A 24723-nucleotide genomic window follows, 5' to 3' on the forward strand; every position below is an offset into this window, starting at 1 on the left:
AGTCATGGCCGACATGGCGGGGCCAAGTCCCGGAGCGGAGAACTCCGCGCTCGGCTGTCCGCGGCGTTCGCCTATGCTGGCCGCGCTACGGCGGAACCTCCGGTGCGCGAAGGCGGTACTCGATGGCGAACGAACCGGCTGCTCAGGGCCTGACCGGCAACTGGTCGCAGGCGTTCGAGGGCAAAGGGCCCGGCGGCTTCGCCGCTCTGCTGGCGGAGAACGTGGTCCTGGAGGCGTCGGCGATCCGGAAACCCGCCGTCGGCCGTGAGGCCGTCCTGGCGATCATGGGGGCGGGCAGCCGCCTCTACCGCGAGATCACCTTCAGCGACCCGGCGACGGCGGGCGACAAGACGTACGCCGAATGGCACGCGATCTCCCAGGACGGTGACACCGCCTACGACGGCGTCACCGTCCTGACGACCGACAAGAACGGCGCCATCGTCCACGTCGCCGTCCATCACCGCCCGCTCGACGCGTTGCTGCGGTTCTCCGCGGAGATCGGACGCGCACTGGACGGCAAGCTGCCGGCCGCGCTCTTCCACGACGACGAGTAGCACTCACGCGGTGGGGTCGGCCGGGCGGCGGTAGACCCCGTACCACCAGATCCGGGCCATCTCCCGGGCGAACACCGGGTCGGTGGCCACCGGCCGGGTGGTGACGTGTCCGACGATGGCCTGTTCGCCCCCGGTGACGATCACCTGGGTGGCGCTGGGGAGGTCCATGTCCGGGGAGGTCCGCCCCTCCTCCTGCTCGGTGCGCAGCAGGGCGAGCGTCCAGTCCGTGAACTGCGTGATCTCTCGGTTCCAGAAGTCGCCCACCGCCGCTTCGTACGGGGCGATCTCGGAGAGCGCGCGCCGTACCGCGTAGTGCCGCCGATAGATCTCCAGCATGCGCTCGAAGGTCTCCGTGAGTGCTTCGAGACCGTCGGACGGCCGCCACGCCGAGGCTGCGTCGAAGGTCGGTGTCAGCAGGCGCGCGCCCAGGCGTACCAGCAGGTCGGCCTTGTCGCGGAAGTGGATGTAGAAGCTGGAGCGCGCGACGCCGGCCGCCGCGGTGATCTGCTGGACGCCGAGCGCGGTGAAGCTCGCCCCCTCGACCAGGAGTCTCTGCGTGGCGGCCAGGATGTCCGACTCGGCGGAGAGGGGCCGGCCGAGGGGGGCCTTGGGCCGCGGGGCGCGGGAAGTCATGGTCGGGGTCTCCGGGTCGTCGATCGGCGGCGACATCACCCTACGCCGCGGCGGCGTGTAGCCTACTTTTCGGACAGCGTGTTCAAAAAAGCGAACGGGCCCCGTACGGCACCCGATTGCCCCTGAGCGAGGAGTGACTGTGAAATATCGTCTGCTGGGCCGGACCGGGGTCTGGGTCTCCGAGATCTCCTTGGGCGCCATGACCTTCGGCGGCAAGGACCATCCCGTGTACGGCCCCCACGGAGCGCTGGGCCAGTCAGAGGTGGACCGGCTCGTCGGCACCGCGCTCGACGCCGGGATCAACTTCTTCGACACGGCCGACGTCTACGCCGACGGCGAGAGCGAGGAACTGCTCGGCCGGGCCATCGGGGACCGCAGGCAGGACGTCGTGCTCGCGACCAAGCTCTACGCGCCGGTCGGCCCGGGGCCCAACGATCAGGGGCTGACCCGGCGGCATGTGATGCGGGCCCTGGAGGACAGCCTGCGCCGGCTGGGCACCGACTACATCGATCTCTACCAGATCCACAACTGGGACCAGCTGACGCCGCTGGAGGAGACACTCGGCGCGCTCGACGACGCCGTCCGGATGGGCAAGGTGCGCTACATAGGCTGCTCGAACCTGGCGGCCTGGCAGGTCAGCAAGGCCCTGGGCCTGTCCGCGCTGCACGGCCGGTCGCAGTTCGTCGCCAACCAGATCACCTACTCGCTGGTGTCCCGCGACGCCGAGCGCGACCTGGTGCCGATGGCCGAGGACGCGGGACTGAGCCTGACCGTGTGGCAGCCCCTGGCGGGCGGGTTCCTCACCGGCAAGTTCGAACGCGGGGGCGTGACGACGGAGGAGGATTCGCGCCGGGCCCGTAACGGATTCGACTTCGTCCCCTTCGACGAGGAGAAGGGCTTCGACGTGGTGGACGTGCTCCGGGCCGTCGCCTCGCGGCACGAGGTGAGCCCGGCCAGGGTCGCACTGGCCTGGCTGCTCAGCAGGACCGCCGTCACCAGCGTCATCGTCGGCGCCCGGAAGCTGGACCAGCTGCAGGACAACATCGCCGCGAGCGGGCTGGCGCTGACCGAGAAGGACCTCGCGGAGCTCGACGAGGTCAGCGCCCCACCGGTCGCCTACCCCAACTGGATCCAGGCCGGGTTCTCCCCGATCCGCATCCCGGCGGCCAACCAGGTCTGACCTGAGGGGCGCCGGCCCGAAGGCACCGGCCACGGCTCGCCGGGGCCCTGGACCCGGCCCCCGTCGGTGGTCCTCCCGGCGCGGCGAAAGCCCGCCGCGCCGGGAGGGCGGTCAGTCGCTCGTCCAGGAATCGATCGCGAACCCGCCCGCGGCCTCGCGGATCCTCGCTCCTCTGCCGCCGTGGAAGTGACCGCCGAAGACCCAGGCGGAGGTGTCGGCCGCCCAGCCGAGGATCTTCACGCGGGACTGCCTCGCCGCGACCACGTCGTCGTCGAGCACGTCACGCTGCCGCGGGTCGAGGATCTGCATCGGATGGTGTATCAGGTCGCCCACGAGGGCGGCGCTCTCGCCGCCGGACGTGATGGTGAGGACGGAGGAGCCGGGTGAGTGGCCGGGGGCGGCGACCAGCTTCAGGGCGTCGTCGACGACGTGTTCGGTGCCGCTCCACACCTCCGTCCTCGCGTCGCGCAGGACCGGTACGACACTGTCCCGGAACGCGGGAACCAACCCGAGCGGATCCGGCCGGCCCGGGTCCTCCGCCATGGCCGACAGCAGGTCGACCTCCGTCCGGGGCAGCAGGTAGGTCGCGTTCGGGAAGGTGGGACGCCACGCGCCGTCCTCCCACATGGTGTTCCAGCCGATGTGGTCCGGGTGGAGGTGCGTGTTGATCACCAGGTCGACGTCCTCGGGCCGTACCCCCAGGGCTGCGAGGTGTTCGAGGTAGGGGGTGCTCAACCGGTCCAACGGCGGTACGTCCGGGTACGGCTTGCCGTTGCCCACGCCCGAGTCGACGAGGATCGTCCGCCCTCCGCCGCGCACGAGGAAGCTCCCGATGCACAGCAACGCCCGGTCCGAGTCCGGGGCCCACCAGAGGGGTTCGAGCCAGGGCCTCTCCTCCTCCCACGCCTCTCGCGAGGAGTCGGGCAGCAGTCCGGACCGGGTGAACAGGCTGCCCTCCCATTCCGGTACGTGTGCGACGGAGACGTCCCCGATGGATACGGGGCCCGTACGGTCGGTCCTCGGCATGTTCATCCCAGCTCCTTGCGGCGATGCGGCGGATGGTCTTCCGGTGGCGGGAGGCGTACGACCGCGCCCGGGGCGCGGGGTATCCAAATCAGGAGACCGGGGCGGCGGCGGCGCTCGGCGCGGCACCCGCGAGCGCCGCCCGGCCCGCGGCGAACGTCGCCGCCTGCGTGGCGATCCGCCTGCCCAGGTGCTCCGCGGTGGCGATGTCGGAGGGGTGAACCGTTTCGACGCTCCCGTCCGCGGGGGTCTGGGCCCCTGCGCCGGTGAAGAAGCCCAGGCGGTTCATGTCCTCCTCGCTCGCGGTGGTCTTGTTCCAGCCCGGAGAAAGACCGAGGCCGACCCAGATCATGTGGTGCTGCGCGGCGAACGCCGCCAGGAAGTTCAACGTGTTGAGCTTGTCGCCGCTCTTGGCCGACGAGTTCGTGAAGCCCGCGGCGAGCTTGTCCGCCCACGCCTTCCTGACGTACCGCCCCAGGGTGGCTTCGGCGAACCCGTGGAAGACGGACGAGGCGCCTCCCATGTAGGTGGGCGATCCGAAGACCACGGCGTCCGCCGCGTCGATCTGCTCCCACTGCTCCTCGGAGACGCCGCCGACCGGGACGAACGCGACGTCGGCTCCGGCCGCCTCGGCGCCGCGGCGGACGGCTTCCGCGAGGACCGCGGTGTGGCCCTGACCGGAGTGGAAGGCGACGGCGACGCGGGGCCGCGGGGTTATGGACTCGGACATGAGATGGCTCCTCATCGATATCTGGTAACTTTTGTAGACCATAACCCTGGAAGAGTTCAAGTGTGTCCTGGGGTAGCGGGCGTACGATGACTGGTATGTCACGTGAATCCTCGACACCGACAGCGACCGGGAACGAGCCGGTGATGGACGTCCTCCTGGCCGGGTGCCGCAGCAGGGACGTGTTCGTCGACCTTGCCGACAAGTGGTCGCTGCTGATCCTGCTGAGCCTGCTGAGGCAAGGTCCGCAGCGGTTCTCGGAGCTCCAGCGCTCGGTGGGGGGCATCAGCCGCAAGATGCTGTCGCAGACTCTGCGCACGCTCGAACGTGACGGGGTGCTCGTGCGCACGGTCCATCAGGACCGCACTCCCCCTCTGGTGATCTACGGGCTCTCCGAACTCGGGGCGGAGGTCGCCGAGGAGGCGCGGAGCCTGTGCTCCTGGGCCCAACGCCGGGCGCTGCGCGTACACGAGGCCCGCGCGGCGTTCGACGAAAGGATGCGCGCGTCCGAGAGCGCGACCGGCCGGGCGCTGCCGCAAGGCGTCGCGGCGCGATCGGAGTCCCCTGCCGGGTAGGACAAGGCCGGGAAGGACGAGAGCTGATACGGCGTCACAGTGTGCGCGGGCGCGCCCGGGCCTGCGGGCAGCCGGGGTCAGGGCAGCACAGACGCCTTGGGCGGTGCGGTCTTCGCGACGGGGAGCGGGCGGAGGGCGCCGAGCAGCGCCGTCATCGCCCGGTTGAGGGGCACGTCGATCCCGTGGCGCTCGGCCAGCGCGACCACGGCGCCGTTGAGCGTCTCGTACTCCAGCGGCCTGTCGGCCAGGCGGTCGTGCAGCATGGATGTCCCCCCGGTGGCGAATACCGAGGTGGACTCAAGCGTTCGCTGTACGTCCTCCTCCGTCAGGCGGGCGCCCTCCGCGACGCCCACCGCGGCGGTCTCGCGCATGAGCCCCAGCGCCAGTTCACGTATCCGTTCCTCCTCGAAGACCTCCATGGGGCGCAGGGTGAGCGTGGTCAGGGAGTTCGTGGCGACGTTGAGCATGAGCTTGAGCCACGCGGCGGTTGTCAGGTCCCGCCGCGGCCGGACCTCCACACCGCTGCCGTCGAACAGGGCCAGCACCCGTTCCGCCTCGCGGTCGGCGGGGATCTCGATGCCGTTGTTGTAGTTGAGTCGGACGCGGCCCGGGGACTCCCGCTCGGCCTGGATGTACACGAGCGCCGGCACGACGGTCGCGTACGGCACCATCCGACGGACGCGTTCGGCCCCGTCGATACCGTTCTGCAGGACAACGACCGTGGTGTCCTCGTCGCACAGAGCCGTGAGCCACTCCTTGGCACCCAGCGTGTGGAACGCCTTCACGGCGAACAGAACCCACCGGACCGGCCTGGCATAACAAGCGTCCGCGACGATCCGTACCGGGATCCGCTCTTCCAGAGGGCCCGCCATCACGACCAATTCGTCGAACGGTGACCGGACACAGAGCGACACGTCGTGGCCGGCCTTGGCCATCGCCCCGGCGAGCATGCCTCCGACGGCCCCGCCGCCGACGACCGCCACGGACGTACGAGGTCGTGTCCCACCGAGCGGGAAGAACGCGTCAGTCATGAAACCGGTTCCTTTCGGGCGTTTCCTCCTCCCAGCGTCGGACGACACCACCCATATGTCCAATACCGCACACACCAGCTATCGATAGGCTGCATATATGGATAGGCAGGTCGAAACACGCCATCTGCGGTACTTCCTGGCGGTGGCCGAGGAGCTGCACTTCGGCCGCGCCGCCCAGCGACTGCACATCGCCCAGCCCGCGCTCTCCCAGCAGATCCGGCAGCTCGAGAGGATCGCCGGGGTGGAGCTGTTCCGGCGGACTTCCCGAAGTGTCCGCCTCACCGAGGCGGGGGCGGTCTTCCAGCAGAGGGCCCACGATCTCCTGGCCCGCCTGGCGGCCGACCTCGACGAGGCCGGCCGTATCGGCCGGGGCGAGGCCGGCAATCTGAATGTCGCCTTCAGCGCGTCCGCCGCCACGATCGTCGGTGAGCGCCTCAGGGCGTTCTCCCGCCTTCGCCCCGATGTCCGGGTCACCTCGCACGACGGCCTGACCGCCGACGTCATGGAGACCCTGGAACGGGGCACGGCCGACGTCGCGATCGTGCGCGACGTACAGGAGCGGGAGAACGTCACCCTGACCCCGCTCACCTCCGAACGGCTTGTCGCGGTTGTCCCCGAAGGGCACCCGGCAGCGGGGAAGGACCGTGTCGAGGCAAGGGCGCTCGCCGCCGACCCACTGATCCTTTTCCCGCGTTCGGCGGCGGCTCACGCCTACGACGTCTACACCCGGCCGCTGCGCCACGCGGGCTTCGACGTCCACGTCGCGCAGGAATGCTCGAACTGGTACACCATCCTCACCTTCGTCGCCGCGGGCCTGGGCGTCAGCATCGCCCCCTACAGCGTCACGAGCCTGCTCCCCCCGGGCGCCCGAAGGGTCGAGCTCGCGGACCCGGTCACGGAAAGCAGGGTCAGCATGGCCACGCGCCGGGGTGACGACCGCCCCGTCGTACGGGCCTTCATCGCAGCGGTGGACGCACCCCCACCCACCGCCACACCGTGAGGGCCCTCACGCACACCGGACTTGCGACAACCGCGCTCCGCCGCCGCACCCTGCCCCCGCACCCTTCCGGACCAGTTCAGTGACTGAACTTGTCATGTTACGGTGAGCCGACCGAGTGAGTCGGATAAACGAACTCGCCCGGGCACCAGCGCCTTTGAGGCCTTTCGTGACGTATCGACAGCCCCAGAACCCGAGCCGGAACCGCCGCTCCGCTCCCCCACCGCCGGACGCCGCCCCGCGGCTCCCCGCCGGTGGCCGGTCCCGGCGGACCGCACAGCGATTGGACACCTCATGACCGAGACACGGGCCGCGCTCTTCCGCCGGATCGGCGCCCCTCTTTCGGTGGAGACCATCACCCTCGATCCCCCCGGCCCGACCGAGGTGCGGGTGCGGGTGCGGGCCGTCGGCCTGTGCCACACCGAACTGCACGTCCAGCGGGGCGAGCGCCCGGTCGGCATGCGGCCGATGGTCCTGGGCCACGAAGGCGCCGGCATCGTCGAGGAGATAGGCGCCCAGGTACGCGGCATCGGCGTCGGCGACCACGTCGGCATGACCTGGATCCCCGCCTGCGGTGTCTGCCGCTCGTGCGTGCGCGGTGAGCACCAGCGGTGCGCGCAGAGCGCCCGCATCGCACTCGGCCCGCAACTGGCGGGGGGCTTCCGCCGCCGCGACAGGGACGGGCAGGACGTCGGCTCGTTCTGTCTGATCGGGGCGTTCGCCGAGCGGACCGTCGTCGACCAGGCCAGTGTCGTGGTCGTCGAGGACAAGTCCCTGCCGTTCGCGGCGATCGCCCTGGCCACCTGCTCCGCCCCGGCGGCCGTCGGCGCGGTGACGACCGCCGCCCGCGTCCAGCCGACCGAGAGCGTCCTGGTCATCGGCACCGGCGGCACCGGGATGAACGTGGTCCAGGCCGCACGCAACGCCGGCGCCACCACGATCATCGCCGTCGACCCCCACCAGTGGAAGCTCGACCTCGCCCGGCGCCTGGGGGCCACCACCGTCATCCGGTCCCTGCCCGGGCTCGACCTTCCGGCGGCCGTCCTGGAACTCACCGGCGGCCTGGGAGTCGACCACGCTTTCGTCTGCGCCGACCCCGTCGCCATGGCCGGTCCCGCGATGCGCTCCACCGTCCCGGGCGGAGGCGTCGTGGTCACCGGCGCGGCGCCGGCCGACGCCGGCCCGATCGAAATCCCTCCGGCCGATCTCCTCGGCGGCCAGAAGAGGCTGACGGGCTCGGTGTTCGGCTCCTTCAGCCAGCTGCGCGGCGTGCCGCGCGTGCTCGGCCTGTACCGCGGCGGACAGCTCGACCTGGACGCACTGGTCACCCGGACCTACGGCCTGGACGAGATCAACCAGGGCTATACGGATCTCTCCGAAGGACGCATCCTGCGCGGCGTCCTCGTCCCCTCGTAGAGGGCTCGCGCGCCCGTCGGCCGCCGCCGTCCAGGAAGGCGGGATCAGCCGCCGACCGTGCCGGCCGCCCGGTCGGCACCGCGGGCGCCGGTGACATGGCGCTCGCCCCAACTGCGCAGGGCGTCCAGTACGGGGAACAGGGAGAGGCCGGCGTCAGTGAGCCAGTACTCGTCCCGAGGGGGATGCTCGCAGTAGCGCCGACGCTCGATTATCCCCTCGCCCTCCAGCTTCCGCAGCCGCACGGCGAGGGTCTCGCGCGGAACACCGGTGTTGACCTGGATGTCCTTGAAGCGACGCACCCCGGAGCCCAACTCCCGCACGACGAGCAGACTCCACCGCTCGCCGACCACCTGGAGCGCGTCCGCGATCGAGCACACGCGAGGAGCCCCGAGGTTGGTCGGTTCGTCTTCCCGCTTCACCTGAGCACCGTATCTCACGGTACGGAGACGGAAGAGGCCGCGAGCAAGGGGCGTACCGACCCCGCAGGGGTGACCGCCGCGGGACGGTCTCGGCGGCGATCGCCCGGCCAGGTCGGCAACTCCCTTACGGCGTGGGTGAGTTCGAATGCTAGAGTCACTCCGCATCAGTTCGCTGACCGAACTCACCTGACAGGCAGGAAGCCTCATGGGATCCATCGACATCGGAGATGTCAGCGTCACCCGTGTCTTCGAGTGGGCCGGCGACATCGCCACGCGGGAGCAGCTCATCCCCTCCAGCGACCGCCGCGACTGGGAGGCGAACGCCTCCCTCCTCGTCCCCGATTTCTGGGACCCCGCCACCGAGAGCGTCAAGTTGTGCGTCCAGACGTTCGTCGTGAAGAGCGGCGGCAGGACGATCCTCGTCGACACCGGCATCGGCAATGACAAGGAACGTCTCTGGTTCCCCACCCTCCGCACCGAGTTCCTCGACCTGCTGACGAAGGCCGGGGCCGCACCGGAAGAGGTCGATCTCGTGGTGGCCACCCATCTGCACACCGACCACGTCGGCTGGAACACCACTTTGACCGACGGCCGGTGGGTGCCCACCTTCCCCAACGCCACCTACCTCTTCCCCCAGGAGGACTTCGACTACTGGAACCCCGAAGGGGACGACGAACCACCGGGAGGTCCCGCGTACAGCGACGCGTTCAAGGACAGCGTCCTTCCCGTCGTCCACGCCGGTCAGGCCCAGTTCTTCAGCGGCGAACACGTCATCGACGGGAACGTGAGCATCACCCCCGCCCCGGGCCATTCCCCCGGATCCGCCGTCGTAGAGGTCACCTCACGAGGAGAGTCGGCACTCTTCACCGGCGACCTCGTCCACAGCCCCATGCAGATCCTCGGCCACGAACACGCCTCCTGCTTCGACGATGACCCCGCACGGGCGGCGACGTCCCGCGACCGCGTTCTCCACCGAGCGTCCGAAACGCGAGCCGCCGTATTCACCGCGCACTTCGACGTGGACAAGGCCGCCCGCATAGCCAGGCAGGGCGGGCGATACGTTGTGGACAGCTGGACAGAGCTCGACTGATCTCCGCTGTCGGACTCACGCCCCACACGCTCTCGCACCTCCCCACGCGCACCAAGGAATGGTAGGACCGGCGCGCGGCCCCGGCCCCCGTGCCCTCGCCGTCGGCCGCCAGGGGAGAGCCCGGCCGGATCACGTGCCCAGCCAGGGCCCGGACCGTCCTCACGTGCTGGCGCACGGCGTCCGACGCCCACCAGGATCTCCGGGCCCGGGTCGGCGAGTCGGCAAAGGGGCCGTGTCCGGCAGCATGAGGAGGCTTTCCGTGCCCGCCGGTACGTCGCGGTGAGCGCCCGCTGGGTGACGGAGGTTCCGGAGCCCAGCAACACGCAGCTCGCGTCGACCGTCGAGAACCTCGGGTTCAAGCCCATGAAGCCGTACCCTCTGGTTCGTCTGTCCATCGACGCCGGGCCCATCAGGCTTCGCTGACCCCCGTTCACCTCATTCAACGGATCCGCAGTAGGGCGCTCGGACCGGCAAGCTCACTCGTACAGGCGATCGATAGGGTGACTTCATGTCTGTCACCCCCCTCTCCGCCCTTGAAGTCGCTGTGCTCGAAGAAGGCGTTCCCCCGGCGAAGGTCCTGCACGACGTCGCGCCGTTCGCCGCTGAGTTGGAGAATCTGGGCTATCACCGGATCTGGTACGCCGAGCACCACCATTCACCCGCCATCGGATCGTTCCCGCCCGCGGTGCTGACGGCACACACCGCCGCCGTGACCTCGCGTATCCGTGTCGGCTCGGGAGGTGTGCTGGCGCCGAATCACGCGCCTCTCATGGTCGCCGAGCAGTTCGCGACGCTCGCCGCCCTGCACCCGGGCCGTATCGACCTCGGCATCGGCCGGGGGCCCGGTACCTTCGACGAGGCCACCGCGAAGGCGCTGCGCCGGGGAGCCGGGCCGGCCACCGACACGGAATACCGGAGCGACATCGCCGCGACCCTCTCCTTCCTGGCCGACGAGGTGGCGATGGGTGAGCTGCCGGAACCATGGCTCCTTGCCTCCAGCACCGCCGGCGCGGCTCTGGCGGCCGCGCTGGGCCTGCCGTTGGCCGTCGCCCACCACATCCGCCCGGACAACACCGCCGCGGTGGTCGCCGAGTACCGCGCCGCGTTCACCCCGTCGCGGTGGTGCGCGCGTCCAAGGGTGCTCCTGTGCGTCATGACGGTCTGCGCGGAAACGGAGGAGGAGGCACTGGCGCTCGCGGCCCCCATGGACGTCATCCACACCGGTCTGCTCAAGGGACAGGCCGAACTGCCCTTCCCCACACCCCGGAACGCCGCCGCCCATCACTTCACGGACGAGGAACGCCGGACCCTTGCCGCCATCCACGCACAACAGGCCGTGGGCACGCCGGCGACCGTCGCGGGCCGACTCGTACGCCTGGCCGAGGAGACGGGAGCCGAGGAGCTCATGCTGACAACCCCGGTCGCCGGCCTCGCAGACCGCCTGCGCTCCTTCTCGCTCGTCAAGGAGAGCTACGACGCCATCGGCGGCTGAACTCCCGAGCCGGTCACGCGAACGTCCGAGGACGGCGACTCCCATTCCCTGGCCGGAACGGAGAGATACCCGCTGAGCGTGTGGAACCGTGCGGCCGAGCGGACCAGGGCCTGGCCTCTCTACAGCCCGGCCGCGCTCATCGCCTCGGACCTCGGGCCACCCGGCCTCGCCAGGCGTCGCCACCTGCTGCACCTCGGCCGGGTTGCCGGAGGCGTGGTGCAGACCTGCGAGGGTGCGGCCGTCCGCGATTGCTACCGGTCGGCCTTGGGCTCCTCGGCGTTCCGCCAGATCGTGAAGTCGACCGTAACGTACCTGCTCGGGTCGGCGGCCCCCGATGTGCCGCGGTAGGTGGCCACCGCGATGTGGCCCGCGTCGCTGAGGAGGCAGATCTGCGAGCCGTCGCTGAGTTGGTCGAGGCGGATCTCTTCGGTGTAGCGGGTCTCGGAACGGCAGGTTTGCAGGGAGCCTTTACGCGCGTTGTTCAGCAGGACCATGGTGCCGTTCCTGGTGCGGATCTGGTCGCTCTCGACGACGTTGAGGGTCTTCGGCTCGAAGAACAGATCCGCGCTGTCCGTGATGCCGTCGGTCGGGCGGGGCGGGCTGTCCGCCAGCATGACGGAGTAGTTCTCGGGGATGTCGATCCCCTTGTAGGAGACGGGTTCGGGGTCCGTAAGGCCAGGTTTCCCGCCGGAGGCATCTCCGCCCGTACCCCTACTGGCGCTGCTGCCGGGCGACTTGGACTCGTCCCCGCCCGAGCGGTCGGTCAGCAGCGAGCCGACCACTCCGAGGACAACTACCGCGCCGACGATCGAGGCGCCGACGATCAGCCCGCGCCTCGCCCCGCGCGGCCGCGGCGGCACGTAGGGAGCGGGGCCGGCGGTGGGCTGGATCCGGTGGCCGGGTGGCGTCGGGTATCCCGGGGGCGGCAGCGTACCGGGGTTCCCGGGCCCGGTCTGTACCGGGTATCGCGGCGGAGGCGGCGTGTCGAAACGCCGCTGCCCGGTCTGCGTCGGCGCGGCGGCGTCGCCGTGGTGGGCACCCGGTGCCGGGTCCCATGGCCTCGGCGGCGCGTGGGGAGGAGAGACCTCGGTCGGCGTCGGCGTGACGGAGGGCGGGGGCACAGGTCCGGGCATCCGCAACCGCTCGGTGATCGAACCGGCCACTGCCCGCGGCAACCAGTCCTCGCCCTGGCGCAGGGCGACCGGTGAGATGGCGTGGCAGAGTTCGATGATCTCCGTCAGGCCCGGCCGGGCGGCCGGATCGCGGTGCAGGCAGCGCGACACCAGCGGCAGCAGTTCCGCCGGGACGCCCGTGAGGTCCGGATCCTCGTGCACGATCCGGTAGAGCACCGCGGGCGAGGACCCGTTCCCGTACGCCGGCGAGCCGAGTGCCGCGAAGGCGGCGATCTGACCCAGGGCGAAGACATCGGTGGCGGGGCTGACCGGGCCGGCCGAAGCCTGCTCGGGCGCCATGAACGCCGGTGTGCCCACGCTGACGCCGGTCCCGGTCAGGGAAGTGGCGTCGGCCGCGCGGGCGATCCCGAAGTCGATCACGCGGGGGCCGTCGGAGGCGAGCAGCACGTTGGCGGGCTTCAGATCCCGGTGGATGATGCCCGCCCCGTGGATGACGTGGAGGGCCTCCGCGACCCCGGCGGTCAGCAGCAGCACGGTGCGCAGCGGGAGCGCGCCGTGCCGGGCGACCGCCTCGGCCAGCGAGGGCCCCGGTACGTACGACGTCGCCAGCCACGGCTGCGTGGCCTCGGTGTCGAAGTCGATGACAGGCGCGGTGTACAGGCCCTGCACTCGCTGCGCGGACTGGACTTCCTGGTGGAAGCGCCGCCGGAACTCCGGATCCTCGCTGAACTCGGGCCGGATCACCTTGAGCGCGACGGGGCGGCCGCCGGGGGTGTACGAGAGGTACACCTTTCCCATGCCACCCGCACCGAGCACTGCTGCCAGGCGGTATCCGCCGACCACCGGCGGATCGCCCTCACCGAGTGGTTTGAAATGGGCGGCTGAAGGCGTATCGGTCATGATTCGGTCATCCCCCGTGAATCGTGAATGACGGCTGAGCCGCTGTCGGCACCGCATGGTCATCCGGGAGCTTATCCAGCGCCCGGCCCTCATGTGCCGTAGTCAGCGCGCTTCTTCGTCGGCCCCCGCGGTCGGGGACGCTTTGAGTGGGGACGCTTCGAGTGGGGACGCTTCGAGTGCGGATGCGCTCGCATTCCCCGCGTAGGCGGGGGCTCTCAAGCGGGGGTTACGCGTGCCTCGACCGCGGCGGGCAGGGAGTGGACGAGTTCGTCCCCCAGGCCTTCGAACACACGGCGCAATAAGGGGTCGGCGAGCTTGGCGAAACCGTTGAACGTGACGGTGGCCTCGTAGACCACCAAGGTTGTCGCTCCCTGGTCCTTGAAGGTGATGTCGTCGATGGAGGTCGCTGTGTCATTGGTGCCGACGAACGTCAGCCGGTTCGGGTCCATCCGGGTGAGCCGGTAGGTCAAGGAGGTGCGCCGGCCGCGTAGCTCGGAGACGTTGTGCCAGAGGGAGCCCACTTGCAGCGGACCTTGGTCCTGGCGCGTGCACTCACGCGTGCCCGGGTCCCATTCCAGGGCGTTGGAGAAGTCGGCGAGGTAGGCGACGACCGGGCCGAGCGGCCTGTTGACGGTCATCGAGCGTACGACGTGAACCATGGTGGGCACCTGTCTGTAGGGGGACCGGCTCTCGCGGCGGTCATCGCAAGTCAACGGATACCCGATCGACGCCTTCTGCATCGCCGGGAGAGAGCCTTTCCCCTTGATCTCCCGGGCCGACCTGCAATTCGCTGCCGGCATCTACGCGCTGTTCATGGCCTGTCGGGGCGTGCCCACCCGCTGAGGGAGTCAGCGTCAGGTCGAGGCGGGCATGGGGGCGACGCTCGGGATTCGTTCTCGGACAGCGGGGTCCTCTCCCGGGCCCTTTCGTACCTCACCTGGCTGCCCTCCACGCGCTTCGAGTTCGAGGCGCTGGTCAGAGGGAAGTTGGGGTCCGGGGCGGTCGAATCGATCGACTGGCGCAACCCGCGAGCCGTCCGCGTCGCCGCCGGGTTCCCCCATCGCGACAGGGTGGAGGCTGTGCGTCGGTCGGCTGACCTGCCCCCTTCGTACCACGAACGCCGAAGACTGGGCCGTAGGGACCCACCGCTACCGGTGGACCCCTACGGCCCGGTGCGCCCGGCACCCCCACCGTCGCCCCTGAGTCACAGCGCCGCGGCCCTGGCCCGGGCGTGGGCGACGTACCGGACGGTGAACAGCATCGGGACGGCGAACCCAGCGATCTGGATGAGCGTCGCGGTGATCGAGTGCGCGTTCCCGGCGTGCGCCACGAAGGCGAGCACGACGGCGCTCACGGCGAAGGCCGCGGTCCACACGGCGGTGATCACTACGTTGATCCGGACGAACGGAGCGAGCTCCCAGAACTCGCGCGGGGTGGTGCGCTTGGCTATGCCCAGCGTGAACGGCCTGCCGATGGCCAGTGAGAGACCGGCAATCACCGCCAACGTGCCTGACGACAGGGGCGAGGCGTAGTCGTGCACGGCCGAGTGCGGGTCGGCGAAGGCGATGGCGGCCAGGACCGCGAAGAAGGCCGCGGAGCCGAACTCGATGATCAGAGCGTCGGGTCCGGCACCGGCCCGTAGCTGCTGGACGATCACCGCCACCGCCACCACCAGCGCGATCAGCGCCGCCCACTGCCAGTTCCCCGAGGGAAGCACGGCGAAGACGATCCACGGGAGGAAGGTGCGCAGGTACGACATGAGGGCTCCGCTACTCGGCGTTTCACTTCTGACATGTCGAAAGTAGAAGGTCGCTCAATGACGTGTCAATACTGGAAGGTAGACTGAGCGCATGAGCCTTCGACACGCACTGCTCGGGCTCCTCTCTGAGCGCCCGGCCAGTGGCTACGACCTGCTGAAACTCTTCGAGACGTCGCTGGCCAACGCCTGGCCCGCGACCCAGAGTCAGATCTACACGGAGCTGACCAAACTGGCGGCCACCGGGCTGGTCACGGTGTCCGCCGAGGGCCCTCGGGGCCGCAAGGAGTACACCCTCACCCCCGAGGGACTGGCCGAACTGCGGCACTGGCTGACCGAGACCAAGCCGCAGCGAAACTCCCGCAGCGAAACTCTCCTGCGGGTTTTCTTCCTCGGGGTGCTGACACCGGATCAGGCGCGCGACTACCTCACCGAAATCGCCGAACGGGCCGACAAGGGCTACCAGGGCCTGCGTCTGCTGGAGGAGTCCGTCGACTGGACCGACGACGAACTCTCGGTCTACGGCCGGATCGCCCTGGAGTACGGCCTACGGTTCCACACCATGCACCGCGAGTGGGCCGAGTGGGCCTCCGATCAGATCTCCTGACGCCCGGCCCGCGCACTTCGCGCACCCTCAGCGGGTCTCCGTGAGGGCGCCCTGGATCGACATGGCCACTTCGACGCGCCCGATGATCAGCAACGTACGGGCGACCAAGGCCTTCGGACGCACTGCGAGGACGCCGGTCTCCGCTTGCTGCCTTGGCCGTGCCGTACGGGATGATGGATCCGGGAGACAGGACTCGTCGTAGTGGGTTCGGCCCTGCCGCTCGACGCGTTGATCACGACGCGAGGGTTCACCTCCGCCATGGTGGGCGTCCAGATTTGCCACCTCTCGCAGATCGAGGAGGCGCCACGAACTGGGGGAAGTAGTGCCCGGCTTCGTCGTGTACGTGGCGACGGCGGCGTGTCCCGCCGCTCTCGCCTGCCGGATCAGCTCGGACCCCAGGAAGCCGGACCCACCGACGATCAGAATGGTCATGCGCGCGTAACCGTAGCTCCGCGCGCCCCACGATGGCGGCGATCATCCGGTGAGGGCCGCCGGGAAGCTCGCGCGGCCGCCGCGCTGGCGCGCCGCGGCAAGTAGGCCCGCACGTGGGTCCCGGGGTACCGTACGTCCCGAGGTCTCGCACTGTCGGCGGCCGGGAGCGGCCGTGCCAACGGGGAACCACCCGGGGTCTTCTACCCGACCGCTCCTGCTACCCGCGACGCCCGAGCAGGCCGCGGTCCTCTTCGTCTCCGCTTCCGCCGCCTGCCGTTGGCGCAGTGCGCGCATCGACTCCATGCATCAGTACGGGGGCGCATGTCCGCAGGGTGCGCGCCCCTCCGAACGGGCTATGGCGGCCGAAAGCGAGCGGCTGGACAGTCATACAACAGGCAGGGCACGGGAGTCCCGGCCTCTTTCGTATCGGGGGAATCGCGTGCGTCTCATCCTGCGTACCGCACTCACCGCCGCGGCCGCGGTTGTCATGGCCGTCGCGTCCGCAACGTCCGCCGGCGCCGGCGCACAGGCCAAGGCCACCGGCACGTTCTACTACTCCGGCCTGATCACCGGCGCCGGTCAGATCAACAACCCCACCCTCGGCCCCTGCTACATCGTCGACGTGCTCTCCTTGAGCGGTTTCAACGACACAGACGCTGTCGCCACCGTCTACAGCGACCTCAGCTGTGTCCTCCAGGGCTTCCGAGTCGATCCCGGCAACAACGTGCCCTTCTTCCAGTACGCCTCGGTGAAGTTCAGCGCCAACTGACCCCACCATGCACCACGTCGAATCGGTGTCGATCGTGTCGAACAGGGGCCGGTGACGAAACTACCGCCACCGGCCCAGCTGCGGTGGGCACCGGTTCGGACGAGAGGCCGGACTTCGGCCCCAGCCCGGTGACGTGTCGGTCTGCGGCCGGATCGGCCGCGCCCTCCGGACGCCGAGGCTCGTTTTCGACGACGTTGACACCCACGCCACCAGATTCTTCGTTTCTGCGGACTGCTTGGCTCGTTTGCCAGATCATGCGCTCTCGCACGGTTGTGACCGTACTGACTCTCACCTCGGCTGTCACTGCAGGAGTCCTTCTGACCTCGTCTCCAGTCTTTGCCGGCGGGGTCGGCGATGTCCTTTCTCCTGCTTTCGGAACTGACTGCGCCAATCGCAATGTGGGCTCTCGGGCGGCAGGAGCCACCGTATCCGGCACCGGAACCGCGAGCAGCAATGTACTTGGGCTCCCCCTGACGAGCGCACTCAACCAGTGCGGGGGCGCCGACATGCCCATCGAATCGACATCTTTCCTGAAGAAGCTGCACGGGAATCTCGCGGGCACCCACTCAACCGTCAAGCTGAGCAACCTGTTCAACGGTGACAACGCGTTGGGGACTGCGACGCAACAGTTCCTGGCCGGTACGTAACTGAGCGTTTCGCCCTAACTCATCGCAGCTGTGAATCCCCTGGCCCCACGGGCGTGTGGGACGATTCCGAGGTCGATGCCGAGAGCGACGGCATGCTCGAAGAGGTGCTTGCGCAGCCGCCGTCGACCCAGACCTCGCGACCGGTGGGGTGATCGGCTGCGGCCTGCTCCAGGAGGGTGCGGCCAGCGGTGGAGTCCTGGACTCCGGCGGCGGCGACCAGCACCGCGAGCAACAGACCGTATTGCCTGCGTCGACGCCCTGCGTCAAGGCCGGGGCTGTTGCAGGTGCGGGAGGCCGGAGCGTACCCGGAGTGAAGAGGTACCTTCAGCTGCGGATCGCCGCTCGACTCGCCTAAGCCCAAGCTCGGGAAGCCGAGCCGGCCGCGCCTGATTTGAAGGTCAGGAACAGTCACTGAGCTTGTTGTTTAACTCCATCAGGGACTGAAGTAGTCGCCCCACCAGAAAGTTGCCACGTAGGCCCGTCCAAGTGCCTCTCCGCCGCGTCCGCCCCTGATATAGATTACGATCAATGCCAAGACCAACCAAGCGGTGAAGCATCCCGCGACAATCAAAGTCGCCCGAGGGCTCGCGACGATAGCAATGACGATCAAGGCAATGATTGTCACAGCCAGTCCTATGTGGCCGTCGCTGATATCCGTGCCGGGCTTGTTGTCGCCTGTCATGGGTGCTCCCGCTGAAGATCACGCCGTCCTGCGCCAGAGCAGCCTACGGGGCTCTGTCTGCACTTTCAGTACCCCTTGAACGACGGGGCTTGGTGCCCCTTTTGTGGTGAGCGGGGCGGCTGTACGCCTCGCCGGTCGTGAGGCCACGACCCACATCGCGACGGGTGGCCGGACGGCGGTTCCTCGAACCAAATGGCCTGCCTGGTAAGGGTGTTGAGGGTTGCGGCGCACTGGCCGGGGAGCCGGTCTTCGTGACGCCGCAGGAAGGACTGCCAGCAGCGGTCGACGTCCGCCGCGCCGGCGCCGGCGCCCGACCACCAAAGCCAGACCGGCTTGTTCACCCCGCCCGACGGCAGCTTCTCGACGGCGAGGCGGATGACGGTACTCTCGATGAGGGGCAGTGGTCCGTCGTACTCGATCCAGGCCGCCCGCCGGGTCAGCCTTGGGTGCAGCCTGTCCCACGCCTGCGCGGTCGCCTTGCCGTAGAGGCGGGTGTCGGTGACCGTCACGGCCTGCTCGATGCCCCAGGTAAAGGAGTCGCCGAAGACGAACTCGCCGCCGTGCTTGGGTGGCCGGCCGCCTTTTGGGGTTGGCCAGGGCGAACTCATTTCGGGAGGGGGCCAGACGCCGCATCACCCGATCTGAGCGCAGTCGGCCGAGGATCTCGACGGCCAAGCCGGCCAGCAGGTAGGCGATGCGGGGCGCGTCGTATCCGGCATCGAGCACGACCAAGACGTGCGGGTCCCCTGGCTTCACTGGCCAGGCGCGACGAGTTGCTCGACGACCTCGCGGAGCTGGACGGTGGTCACCGCGGCGACGCCCGCGCCGGGCTCCAGGCGGACCGCGTCCAGCACCGCCGTCCCCGACGTGCGGCCCGCATCCAGCGCGGCCACGATCGAATACGGCCAGCCGGGCACCATCTGATGCTTACCCTCACGCCGGCCGAACGTGTGGCAAAAGGACCGGTCACGACAGGTGTTGGCGTCCGGCCGCAGCCACGGCGAGACGTCTGCGGCCAGCACGATCCGACCGTCCGCAGCCCTCGGTAGCGGCGTCGACACAAGGTTCCGACGTAGCCGGGCGACGTCGATCTGCCCCTGGTTGAGACCGCCGTAGAGAGCGCCATGCCCGCGGCGGTGTTCCGGGGCCAGTGCCAGGTCGACGAGCGTCCGCACCCGCCGGTCCGTGCGCAACAGGGCGTCGCACAACTCGAACAGAGTCGCTCTGGGCGATCAGACACGCGAACAACTCCGTCCGGAAGCGCGACACTTCCGCGAACGCGTCCCGCAGAACACCTGGGTACTTCAGACTCACGACCACGGCCTTCGTACGGTTCCTCTGTCTCTGTGACGAAGCACAGGATCAGACGGAGGCCGCCCTCACATTCGCTGAACTGCGAAAACACCGACCAGGTTCGAGCCGCGTTCGACGCCGAACCCTGAATGACAAGCTCAAGCGGCTGGCCGAACGCGGGATCCTGATCGAGCCCGAGCAGGAGTTTTCCACCCAGCCACGGCCATAGCCACACGGAAAGGCCACCACCAGCCCGACAGCTCCAGCCGCAAGCGCGAAACAGGCAGCACGTTACTTACTGCCCTCTCAGGCTAATCAGCCCAATGGCGGCTTCCAAGCAGTCCTCAGCTGATCAATGCTGTTCTCTTGGACACGCCTCTCGGCGGGGCCAGGACATGACCCAGTACAAGGGAGCGGCATAATGGGATACATCCGCAAGACAGCCTCCGCACTCGTTTGCAGCGTTCTTGTTGGATTGGCCGGCTCGATGACGGGCGGGACGGCATCGGCCGCCACAGAGTCCTACGCCGTATCGGGGTGGCCAGGAGAGGCCTACTCGGCGGCATACGCCGAGTCCTACGCGGAATCATCCTCGTACGCGGAGGCATCGGCACACGCGGCGTCCTACGCCGAATCCTACGCGGAGTCCTACGCCGCATCCGAGTCGTCAGCAGAGTAGGACAGGGAGCCGCCGGGCCGTAAGGTAAGTGTCCGTCCGGTAAACGGCTGTTCTGCCTTGTTTAGTTGGTTACTGCGATTGAACTCGTGGTGTCGCCGCTCTTCAGCTGGGTCTGATTGTCAGGCCGGTCTCGGTGAGACAACCGTCGATGAGGTTGCTGTGGTACTGGATGTTCCGAGGCAGCGTCGAACACACTGGATGAGGTGTTCGGGGGGGGGAGGCGACGTTGGACAGCCAGCCCCGCCGCGGCAGTGACCAGATGCCTTCGGCTGGGTTGAGGTCGGGAGCGTAAGGCGGCAGGTAGTAGATGGTGAGCCAGTCCCGGGAGGCGGCGAACTTCCCGAGGCTGGCGGCCTTGTGGACGTTGAGGTTGTCCCGGACGAGGACGATCGGGCCGCCGAGTTGCTGGTGTGCGGCGGTCAGCAGGTCGCGGTAGTCGCGGCCAGGAGAAGCTTTTACGTCCGCCGCGGTTGCCGTCGTCGCGGCGGGGCCGGTTGATCAGCCGGGAGCGGTGGCCCGGTTTGTAGCAGGTCAGCGCAGCAATGGATATCCGTCTGCGGGATCGGCCACGGATTCTGACCACCGGAGTGTGTCCGCGCCTGCCCCAGGTCCTGGAGTGCGGGCGGCGTCGTGGAGAATCCGGCCTCGTCCTCGAAGACCAGCCAGGCTCCGCGGGCCGCCGCGAGGCTTCCGCGCGGGGCCGTACCTCCTTCACCCAGCCGGCGACCGCATCGTCGTCGCATTCCAGGGCCCGCCGGACATGCCGTCCGGGTACGTGTGTACGGCGAGGACGCGGTGGAGCGTCTGGCCTTCATCTCCTCGGTCAAGCTTGGGCCTGGCCCTGGAAAAGAAAGTTGCACGCCAAGCTGAGCCCAGCGGGAGACCGGGACACCCGTCGCCAGCGGACATCCCTGGGAGCGAGTGCGGTTCTCAGCCGGATGAGGACAGCACGATGCGCTGGCCTACAGCACGGTACGGCCGCTGCTCATAGTGGAGTTCCGTGCTGGTAACCGCCTTTCGACCACAGCCGTTACCGGCACCCGCTGCGCTTCCTGCGCGCCCAGCAACCTCACTGCGAACGACATCCCGGTCCTAACTACGAGCAGGCTGGCGCTCTGACCCGGCTGCTGGAATATCGGGGGGGGGGGGAGGGTCCCCCGCGGCGGCACTGCCGCAGCGCCGCCGCCAGGGGGACCCTCACTCGTCACGGCCCGAGACCCCCGGGACCTCCGCACCTCCGTGCCCCCGTCATGTGCGCCAGACGCGGGGGCGATGGCGACGACGCTCGCGAGGCCTCGCTGTGCGCGGTCAGCTGCCGGTCAAGGTCCCGACCACGCGGCCTGCGGTCTGGGCTACCTCCTGGGCGGTGTGGTCGATGACGTTGCCGTTGGTGCAGTTGTTGGTGTCGGTCGCCCACGAGCCGGCGACGGGTACGACCGCGAGTTCCTGGTAACAGACCGCGGCGGCGGTGAAGTTCCAGTTGTTCGCGGCGTTCACGCCGGGGCCGAAGTTGCTGTCGTTGTCGGCGAACGCCGTCGGAGCGGCTCCCGCCAGCGCGGCTGCGGCGAGCAGCCCGCTCGTGATGATCTTCTTCATGGCGGGTCCAACGAGCGCCAGGCCGAACGCGACACGGCCCTTCACCCTCGCGGACCGGCGCCGGCCGCTCCGTCGTGTCGCTACTGACCCTCGAAGCGAACCGAACGGTCGAGGGGCGCTCGGTGGCGGGTCGGCCACGCAGCCCTACTAGCCGGGCTGTCTCACGACCGGTCAAACGGTCCGCAAGCAACCCTGCCTGCACGACGCCCTCAACGCCAGTATCGCCCGCGACAAAACCGCCACCAGCCACCGGCTCCGCTCTTCGGACTGACGCAAGGGCGTGCGCTACCACCGATTTCCGGGCGGCCCAAACCCCGAGATCTGCGGATCCTCTCCCCACAAGCCCTAACCTGGGCACAGCGCTTCCTCCCGGGGTCCGTCTTGTAATCGCACGCCTTCATCGCGCCCGCAACACAGCCGGTCTGCTCGCCTACCTGTATGGCGGGCCGGGCGAACGCGGTGACCCCGCCTGATCCGCACCTTGTGGCCGTGGACGGCCACGGCGCCTCGTTCTTTCACACTGTCCAATGCCGACACACCGCCTGAGCTGGCGCAGTACCTGAACGAGCCTGTCCTCCGCCTGGGCTACCGGGCGCCCAAGCGGGCGGTTTGGGTCTGCTCGGTCCGCGCCGCCCCGCACCACCCCGATCTGGGCGACGGCCAGTGGGGCAAGGTTGCCCGCCGCCTCGTGGCCGCGACCGTCGCACCCGACGGCGACCGGGACGCCTGCCGCTGGATCGCCCTCCGTACCCGCCCCCGCCAGGTACGCATCGTGGCGACCCTCGTCCGCGAGGACGGCCGCCTCCACCACGCCCACCGCGAGGCCTTCCGGCTGCAGCGCGAGTGCCGCCTCATCGCCACCGAACTCGACCACCAGCCGGAACCCAACAGCCCGACCGCGCCGCCCCGTGCCCAGGAGTCTCCCGTGCCCCTCACCGTCACCATCACCCCTGAACCGAGCGGCAGCGTCGTCGCCCGCGGCGGCGACAGCCTCGCCCAGTCCCTCCTTACCCACGCCGGTTTCCCCTTCACCAGCGACTGGTACGGCCCCCGCCACCGCCTCCCCAGCTCCATGAGCAGCTTATTCGGTCCGTCGGTGACAACTACTGAGCCTCGACCGATTGATGGGCTTGTCGTCGGTAATGCTTGTCCGGGATCGGGCCTGGTGGCGGCGGCGCAGCTTCGTGGCCTTGGTGCCCCGGCCACGACCGGAGCGGACGAGGCGTTCCTCCGGGCGAGCGCGTAGAGAATCCCCTGCCGACCCGCTCGTTCGTGACCCTCGGCGTCGGGTGGCGGCGCTACCGGTTCTGCATCTTGTCGGGACTCAACAAGAGGGCGGGCCCGAGGGTGAGGGGCCACTCGAATCTCGGCGCGACCATGATCGCGATGCCTCCAGCGTCGAACGCCCACCTGCGGCCGGCCGTCCCGTTCACGGGCGGCCGAGACGTCCCTGGCTCCAGGAGCTGTTCGCGGGAGGCGCCTTGCTGGCTGACGGTCAGTCAGGAAAGTCAGCATTGAGTCAGCATTGGTCTGACTGGACCTGCCCGCACACGGCGAGACGTGCGACTCTCGGCACGCCCGGCGAGCCGGCTTCGGTAGGCGTCCGACTTGTCACGCGGGCCCGTCGGCCGGGAGGGTCGCCGCTCCGCACGGGACACCAGGTCAGCGGACTCGGCCTCGGGATTTCAGGGGGACCGGGGGGAGGGCGGGGGCGGGGAGTGGGGGGCCGTCGTAGCCTTTCACCTCGCCGAAGCGGGTGCCTGAGGTCCAGTCCGTGCGGGCCTGTTTGATCTCGTCGTTCGACCGCCCGATGAAGTTCCACCACATGACGATCTCTTCCTCGAACGGTTCGCCGCCCAGGAGCATCAGGCCCGCGTCCGAGTCCGCGCGGAGGGGGAGGTGGGTGCGGCCGCTGCCCAGGTAGAGCATCGAGCCGGGCAGGACCGGTACGCCGTCGACCTCGGCCGCGCCCGACATGGCGAGGATCGCGTACTCGAAGTCCGGGTCCAGGGGGAGGCGGGCTTCCGTGTCCGCCGTGAGGGCGATGTCGGCGCCGACCAGGGGGGTGTACGTCGTGCCCGGGGAGGTCGTGCCGTCCAGCGTGCCCAGGATGACCGTCGCCGTCAGGCCGGGGGCGGTGACCGCCGGGAGGTTCGCGTGGTGCTGGAAGTGCGGCTCGACGTTACGGTGCGCGTCGGGGAGCGCCACCCAGAGCTGGGCGCCGTGCAGGAAGCGGGCGTGGGGGCGGGGGCTCTCCTCCGAGTGGGAGATCGCCCGGCCCGAGGTCATCAGGCCCAGTTCGCGCGGACGGACGGTCTGGAGGCTGCCGAGGCTGTCGCGGTGCAGGACCTCGCCCTCGTGCAGCCAGCTGACGGTCTGGAGCCCCATGTGCGGGTGGGGCGGGACCTGCATCCCGGACTCGTCGGCGATGTCGTCGGGACCGTAGTGATCGACGAACGCCCACGCGCCGACCATGCGGCGGCCCAGGTTGGGCAGCAGCCTGCGGACCTCCGTGGACTCCCCCAGCTGGACCCGGCGCGGGCTCAGCAGCTCGCGCACCGGCTCCGCCACGACAAACCCGCGACCGCCGCAGACGGTGAGGGCGGCCTGACGATCAAGATTGCTCATGCCGCCCAACCTAATCCCGCGCGCGGACCGACACGCCCGCCCCGGCGAAAGAAGTGGTGGAATCTTCAACCACGCCGTGCTGTTACAGCGGACATGAACGAGGTCATGAACGAGACCGGCTACTACGAGTACGGGACGGCCGCCGAGCGCTGGGATCGTGCCCAGCTGTTCTTCGAGGCGAAGGAGTACGGCACCGCCGCGCGCATCCTCGGTTCGCTCGTCGAGGAGGTCCCGGAGCAGGTGGCGCCGCGCCTGCTGCTCGCCCGCGCCTACTACCACTCGGCGCGCCTCGCCAAGGCCGAGGCCGAGCTGCTGGCCGTCCTGGAGCGCGATCCCGTGGAGCACTACGCGCGGCTGATGCTCGGCCGCACGCTGGAGCGCCAGGGGCGGCCCGCCGACGCCGCCCCCCACCTGCGCCTCGCCGCCGCGTTGGGCGGGGAGTTCCCCGCCGGAGGGTGAGGCAG

General features: G+C 69.4%; 23 protein-coding genes and 2 pseudogenes. 11 read left to right on the forward strand and 14 right to left on the reverse strand.

Annotated features, from left to right (window positions below; all coding sequences use genetic code 11):
• Positions 1 to 122 precede the first annotated feature (122 nt).
• Entirely contained in the window at positions 123 to 554 is a 432-nt protein-coding gene (locus tag HA039_RS02215; RefSeq protein WP_167022938.1) for a nuclear transport factor 2 family protein, read from the forward strand.
• A 3-nt stretch (positions 555 to 557) separates the two neighbouring features.
• Here the strand turns inward: HA039_RS02215 and HA039_RS02220 are convergent, their stop codons facing one another.
• The gene (locus HA039_RS02220) at positions 558 to 1187 is read right to left on the reverse strand and encodes a TetR/AcrR family transcriptional regulator (RefSeq protein ID WP_167022941.1); all 630 of its coding nucleotides are present in this window, start codon (positions 1185 to 1187) and stop codon (positions 558 to 560) included.
• A 139-nt stretch (positions 1188 to 1326) separates the two neighbouring features.
• Here HA039_RS02220 and HA039_RS02225 point away from each other — a divergent pair, with 139 nt between their 5' ends.
• Complete coding sequence (locus HA039_RS02225) at positions 1327 to 2367, forward strand: aldo/keto reductase (RefSeq protein WP_167022944.1); 1041 nt, start codon at positions 1327 to 1329, stop codon at positions 2365 to 2367.
• 111 nt (positions 2368 to 2478) lie between these two features.
• Here the strand turns inward: HA039_RS02225 and HA039_RS02230 are convergent, their stop codons facing one another.
• Together HA039_RS02230 and HA039_RS02235 are read right to left on the reverse strand one after the other, a co-directional pair.
• Complete coding sequence (locus HA039_RS02230; protein WP_167022947.1) at positions 2479 to 3399, reverse strand: MBL fold metallo-hydrolase; 921 nt, start codon at positions 3397 to 3399, stop codon at positions 2479 to 2481.
• 82 nt (positions 3400 to 3481) lie between these two features.
• Entirely contained in the window at positions 3482 to 4120 is a 639-nt protein-coding gene (locus tag HA039_RS02235) for a flavodoxin family protein (RefSeq protein WP_167022950.1), read from the reverse strand.
• Between the two features lie 95 nt (positions 4121 to 4215).
• Between HA039_RS02235 and HA039_RS02240 the strand changes: the two genes are divergently transcribed.
• Positions 4216 to 4692 (forward strand): winged helix-turn-helix transcriptional regulator, encoded by a 477-nt coding sequence (locus tag HA039_RS02240; protein WP_243869048.1) that lies wholly within the window; start codon positions 4216 to 4218, stop codon positions 4690 to 4692.
• 77 nt (positions 4693 to 4769) lie between these two features.
• On the opposite strand, the gene HA039_RS02245 is transcribed toward HA039_RS02240, so the two are convergent.
• Entirely contained in the window at positions 4770 to 5723 is a 954-nt protein-coding gene (locus tag HA039_RS02245; RefSeq protein ID WP_167022953.1) for a 2-dehydropantoate 2-reductase, read from the reverse strand.
• Between the two features lie 97 nt (positions 5724 to 5820).
• On the opposite strand from HA039_RS02245, the gene HA039_RS02250 reads away from it, so the two are divergent.
• Together HA039_RS02250 and HA039_RS02255 are read left to right on the forward strand one after the other, a co-directional pair.
• On the forward strand, positions 5821 to 6723 hold the full coding sequence (locus HA039_RS02250; protein WP_167022956.1) for a LysR family transcriptional regulator: 903 nt from the start codon (positions 5821 to 5823) through the stop codon (positions 6721 to 6723).
• A gap of 291 nt (positions 6724 to 7014) precedes the next feature.
• Positions 7015 to 8136, forward strand: a complete 1122-nt coding sequence (locus tag HA039_RS02255; protein WP_167022959.1) for an alcohol dehydrogenase catalytic domain-containing protein — start codon at positions 7015 to 7017, stop codon at positions 8134 to 8136.
• Positions 8137 to 8180: 44 nt separating this feature from the next.
• Here the strand turns inward: HA039_RS02255 and HA039_RS02260 are convergent, their stop codons facing one another.
• Positions 8181 to 8555, reverse strand: a complete 375-nt coding sequence (locus tag HA039_RS02260) for a winged helix-turn-helix transcriptional regulator (RefSeq protein ID WP_208298517.1) — start codon at positions 8553 to 8555, stop codon at positions 8181 to 8183.
• A 205-nt stretch (positions 8556 to 8760) separates the two neighbouring features.
• Here HA039_RS02260 and HA039_RS02265 point away from each other — a divergent pair, with 205 nt between their 5' ends.
• Entirely contained in the window at positions 8761 to 9645 is an 885-nt protein-coding gene (locus tag HA039_RS02265) for an MBL fold metallo-hydrolase (protein ID WP_167022965.1), read from the forward strand.
• A gap of 508 nt (positions 9646 to 10153) precedes the next feature.
• Positions 10154 to 11137: an MsnO8 family LLM class oxidoreductase gene (locus HA039_RS02270; protein WP_167022968.1), complete on the forward strand. Its 984-nt coding sequence runs from the start codon at positions 10154 to 10156 to the stop codon at positions 11135 to 11137.
• Between the two features lie 251 nt (positions 11138 to 11388).
• Here the strand turns inward: HA039_RS02270 and HA039_RS02275 are convergent, their stop codons facing one another.
• The 3 genes from HA039_RS02275 to HA039_RS02285 all read right to left on the reverse strand — a co-directional run bounded on the left by HA039_RS02275 (position 11389) and on the right by HA039_RS02285 (position 14929).
• Complete coding sequence (locus HA039_RS02275) at positions 11389 to 13170, reverse strand: serine/threonine-protein kinase (RefSeq protein WP_167022971.1); 1782 nt, start codon at positions 13168 to 13170, stop codon at positions 11389 to 11391.
• Between the two features lie 215 nt (positions 13171 to 13385).
• Entirely contained in the window at positions 13386 to 13829 is a 444-nt protein-coding gene (locus tag HA039_RS02280; RefSeq protein ID WP_167022974.1) for an SRPBCC family protein, read from the reverse strand.
• Between the two features lie 545 nt (positions 13830 to 14374).
• Positions 14375 to 14929 carry a hypothetical protein gene (locus tag HA039_RS02285; protein WP_167022977.1) on the reverse strand — a complete coding sequence of 185 codons (555 nt, stop codon included), beginning with the start codon at positions 14927 to 14929 and terminating at the stop codon, positions 14375 to 14377.
• A gap of 91 nt (positions 14930 to 15020) precedes the next feature.
• On the opposite strand from HA039_RS02285, the gene HA039_RS02290 reads away from it, so the two are divergent.
• On the forward strand, positions 15021 to 15533 hold the full coding sequence (locus tag HA039_RS02290) for a PadR family transcriptional regulator (protein ID WP_167022980.1): 513 nt from the start codon (positions 15021 to 15023) through the stop codon (positions 15531 to 15533).
• A 27-nt stretch (positions 15534 to 15560) separates the two neighbouring features.
• Here the strand turns inward: HA039_RS02290 and HA039_RS02295 are convergent, their stop codons facing one another.
• Positions 15561 to 15965 carry an NAD(P)-dependent oxidoreductase gene (locus tag HA039_RS02295; protein WP_167022982.1) on the reverse strand — a complete coding sequence of 135 codons (405 nt, stop codon included), beginning with the start codon at positions 15963 to 15965 and terminating at the stop codon, positions 15561 to 15563.
• Positions 15966 to 16404: 439 nt separating this feature from the next.
• Between HA039_RS02295 and HA039_RS02300 the strand changes: the two genes are divergently transcribed.
• On the forward strand, positions 16405 to 16734 hold the full coding sequence (locus HA039_RS02300; RefSeq protein WP_167022985.1) for a hypothetical protein: 330 nt from the start codon (positions 16405 to 16407) through the stop codon (positions 16732 to 16734).
• Between the two features lie 1080 nt (positions 16735 to 17814).
• Here HA039_RS02300 and HA039_RS02305 read toward each other — a convergent pair.
• The 4 genes and pseudogenes from HA039_RS02305 to HA039_RS02320 form a co-directional block, all read right to left on the reverse strand.
• The gene (locus HA039_RS02305; protein ID WP_167022988.1) at positions 17815 to 18063 is read right to left on the reverse strand and encodes a hypothetical protein; all 249 of its coding nucleotides are present in this window, start codon (positions 18061 to 18063) and stop codon (positions 17815 to 17817) included.
• 43 nt (positions 18064 to 18106) lie between these two features.
• Positions 18107 to 19371: pseudogene (locus HA039_RS33740) on the reverse strand (transposase).
• A 766-nt stretch (positions 19372 to 20137) separates the two neighbouring features.
• Positions 20138 to 20763: pseudogene (locus HA039_RS02315) on the reverse strand (transposase); the annotation flags it as partial.
• 580 nt (positions 20764 to 21343) lie between these two features.
• On the reverse strand, positions 21344 to 21631 hold the full coding sequence (locus HA039_RS02320) for a hypothetical protein (RefSeq protein WP_167022990.1): 288 nt from the start codon (positions 21629 to 21631) through the stop codon (positions 21344 to 21346).
• Positions 21632 to 22319: 688 nt separating this feature from the next.
• On the opposite strand from HA039_RS02320, the gene HA039_RS02325 reads away from it, so the two are divergent.
• The gene (locus tag HA039_RS02325) at positions 22320 to 22877 is read left to right on the forward strand and encodes a hypothetical protein (protein WP_167022993.1); all 558 of its coding nucleotides are present in this window, start codon (positions 22320 to 22322) and stop codon (positions 22875 to 22877) included.
• Positions 22878 to 23293: 416 nt separating this feature from the next.
• Here the strand turns inward: HA039_RS02325 and HA039_RS02330 are convergent, their stop codons facing one another.
• The gene (locus HA039_RS02330; protein WP_167022996.1) at positions 23294 to 24259 is read right to left on the reverse strand and encodes a pirin family protein; all 966 of its coding nucleotides are present in this window, start codon (positions 24257 to 24259) and stop codon (positions 23294 to 23296) included.
• Positions 24260 to 24364: 105 nt separating this feature from the next.
• Here HA039_RS02330 and HA039_RS02335 point away from each other — a divergent pair, with 105 nt between their 5' ends.
• Positions 24365 to 24718: a tetratricopeptide repeat protein gene (locus HA039_RS02335; RefSeq protein ID WP_167036018.1), complete on the forward strand. Its 354-nt coding sequence runs from the start codon at positions 24365 to 24367 to the stop codon at positions 24716 to 24718.
• Positions 24719 to 24723 lie beyond the last annotated feature (5 nt).

This window comes from Streptomyces liangshanensis, assembly GCF_011694815.1.
Classification (GTDB): Bacteria; Actinomycetota; Actinomycetes; order Streptomycetales; family Streptomycetaceae; genus Streptomyces; species Streptomyces liangshanensis.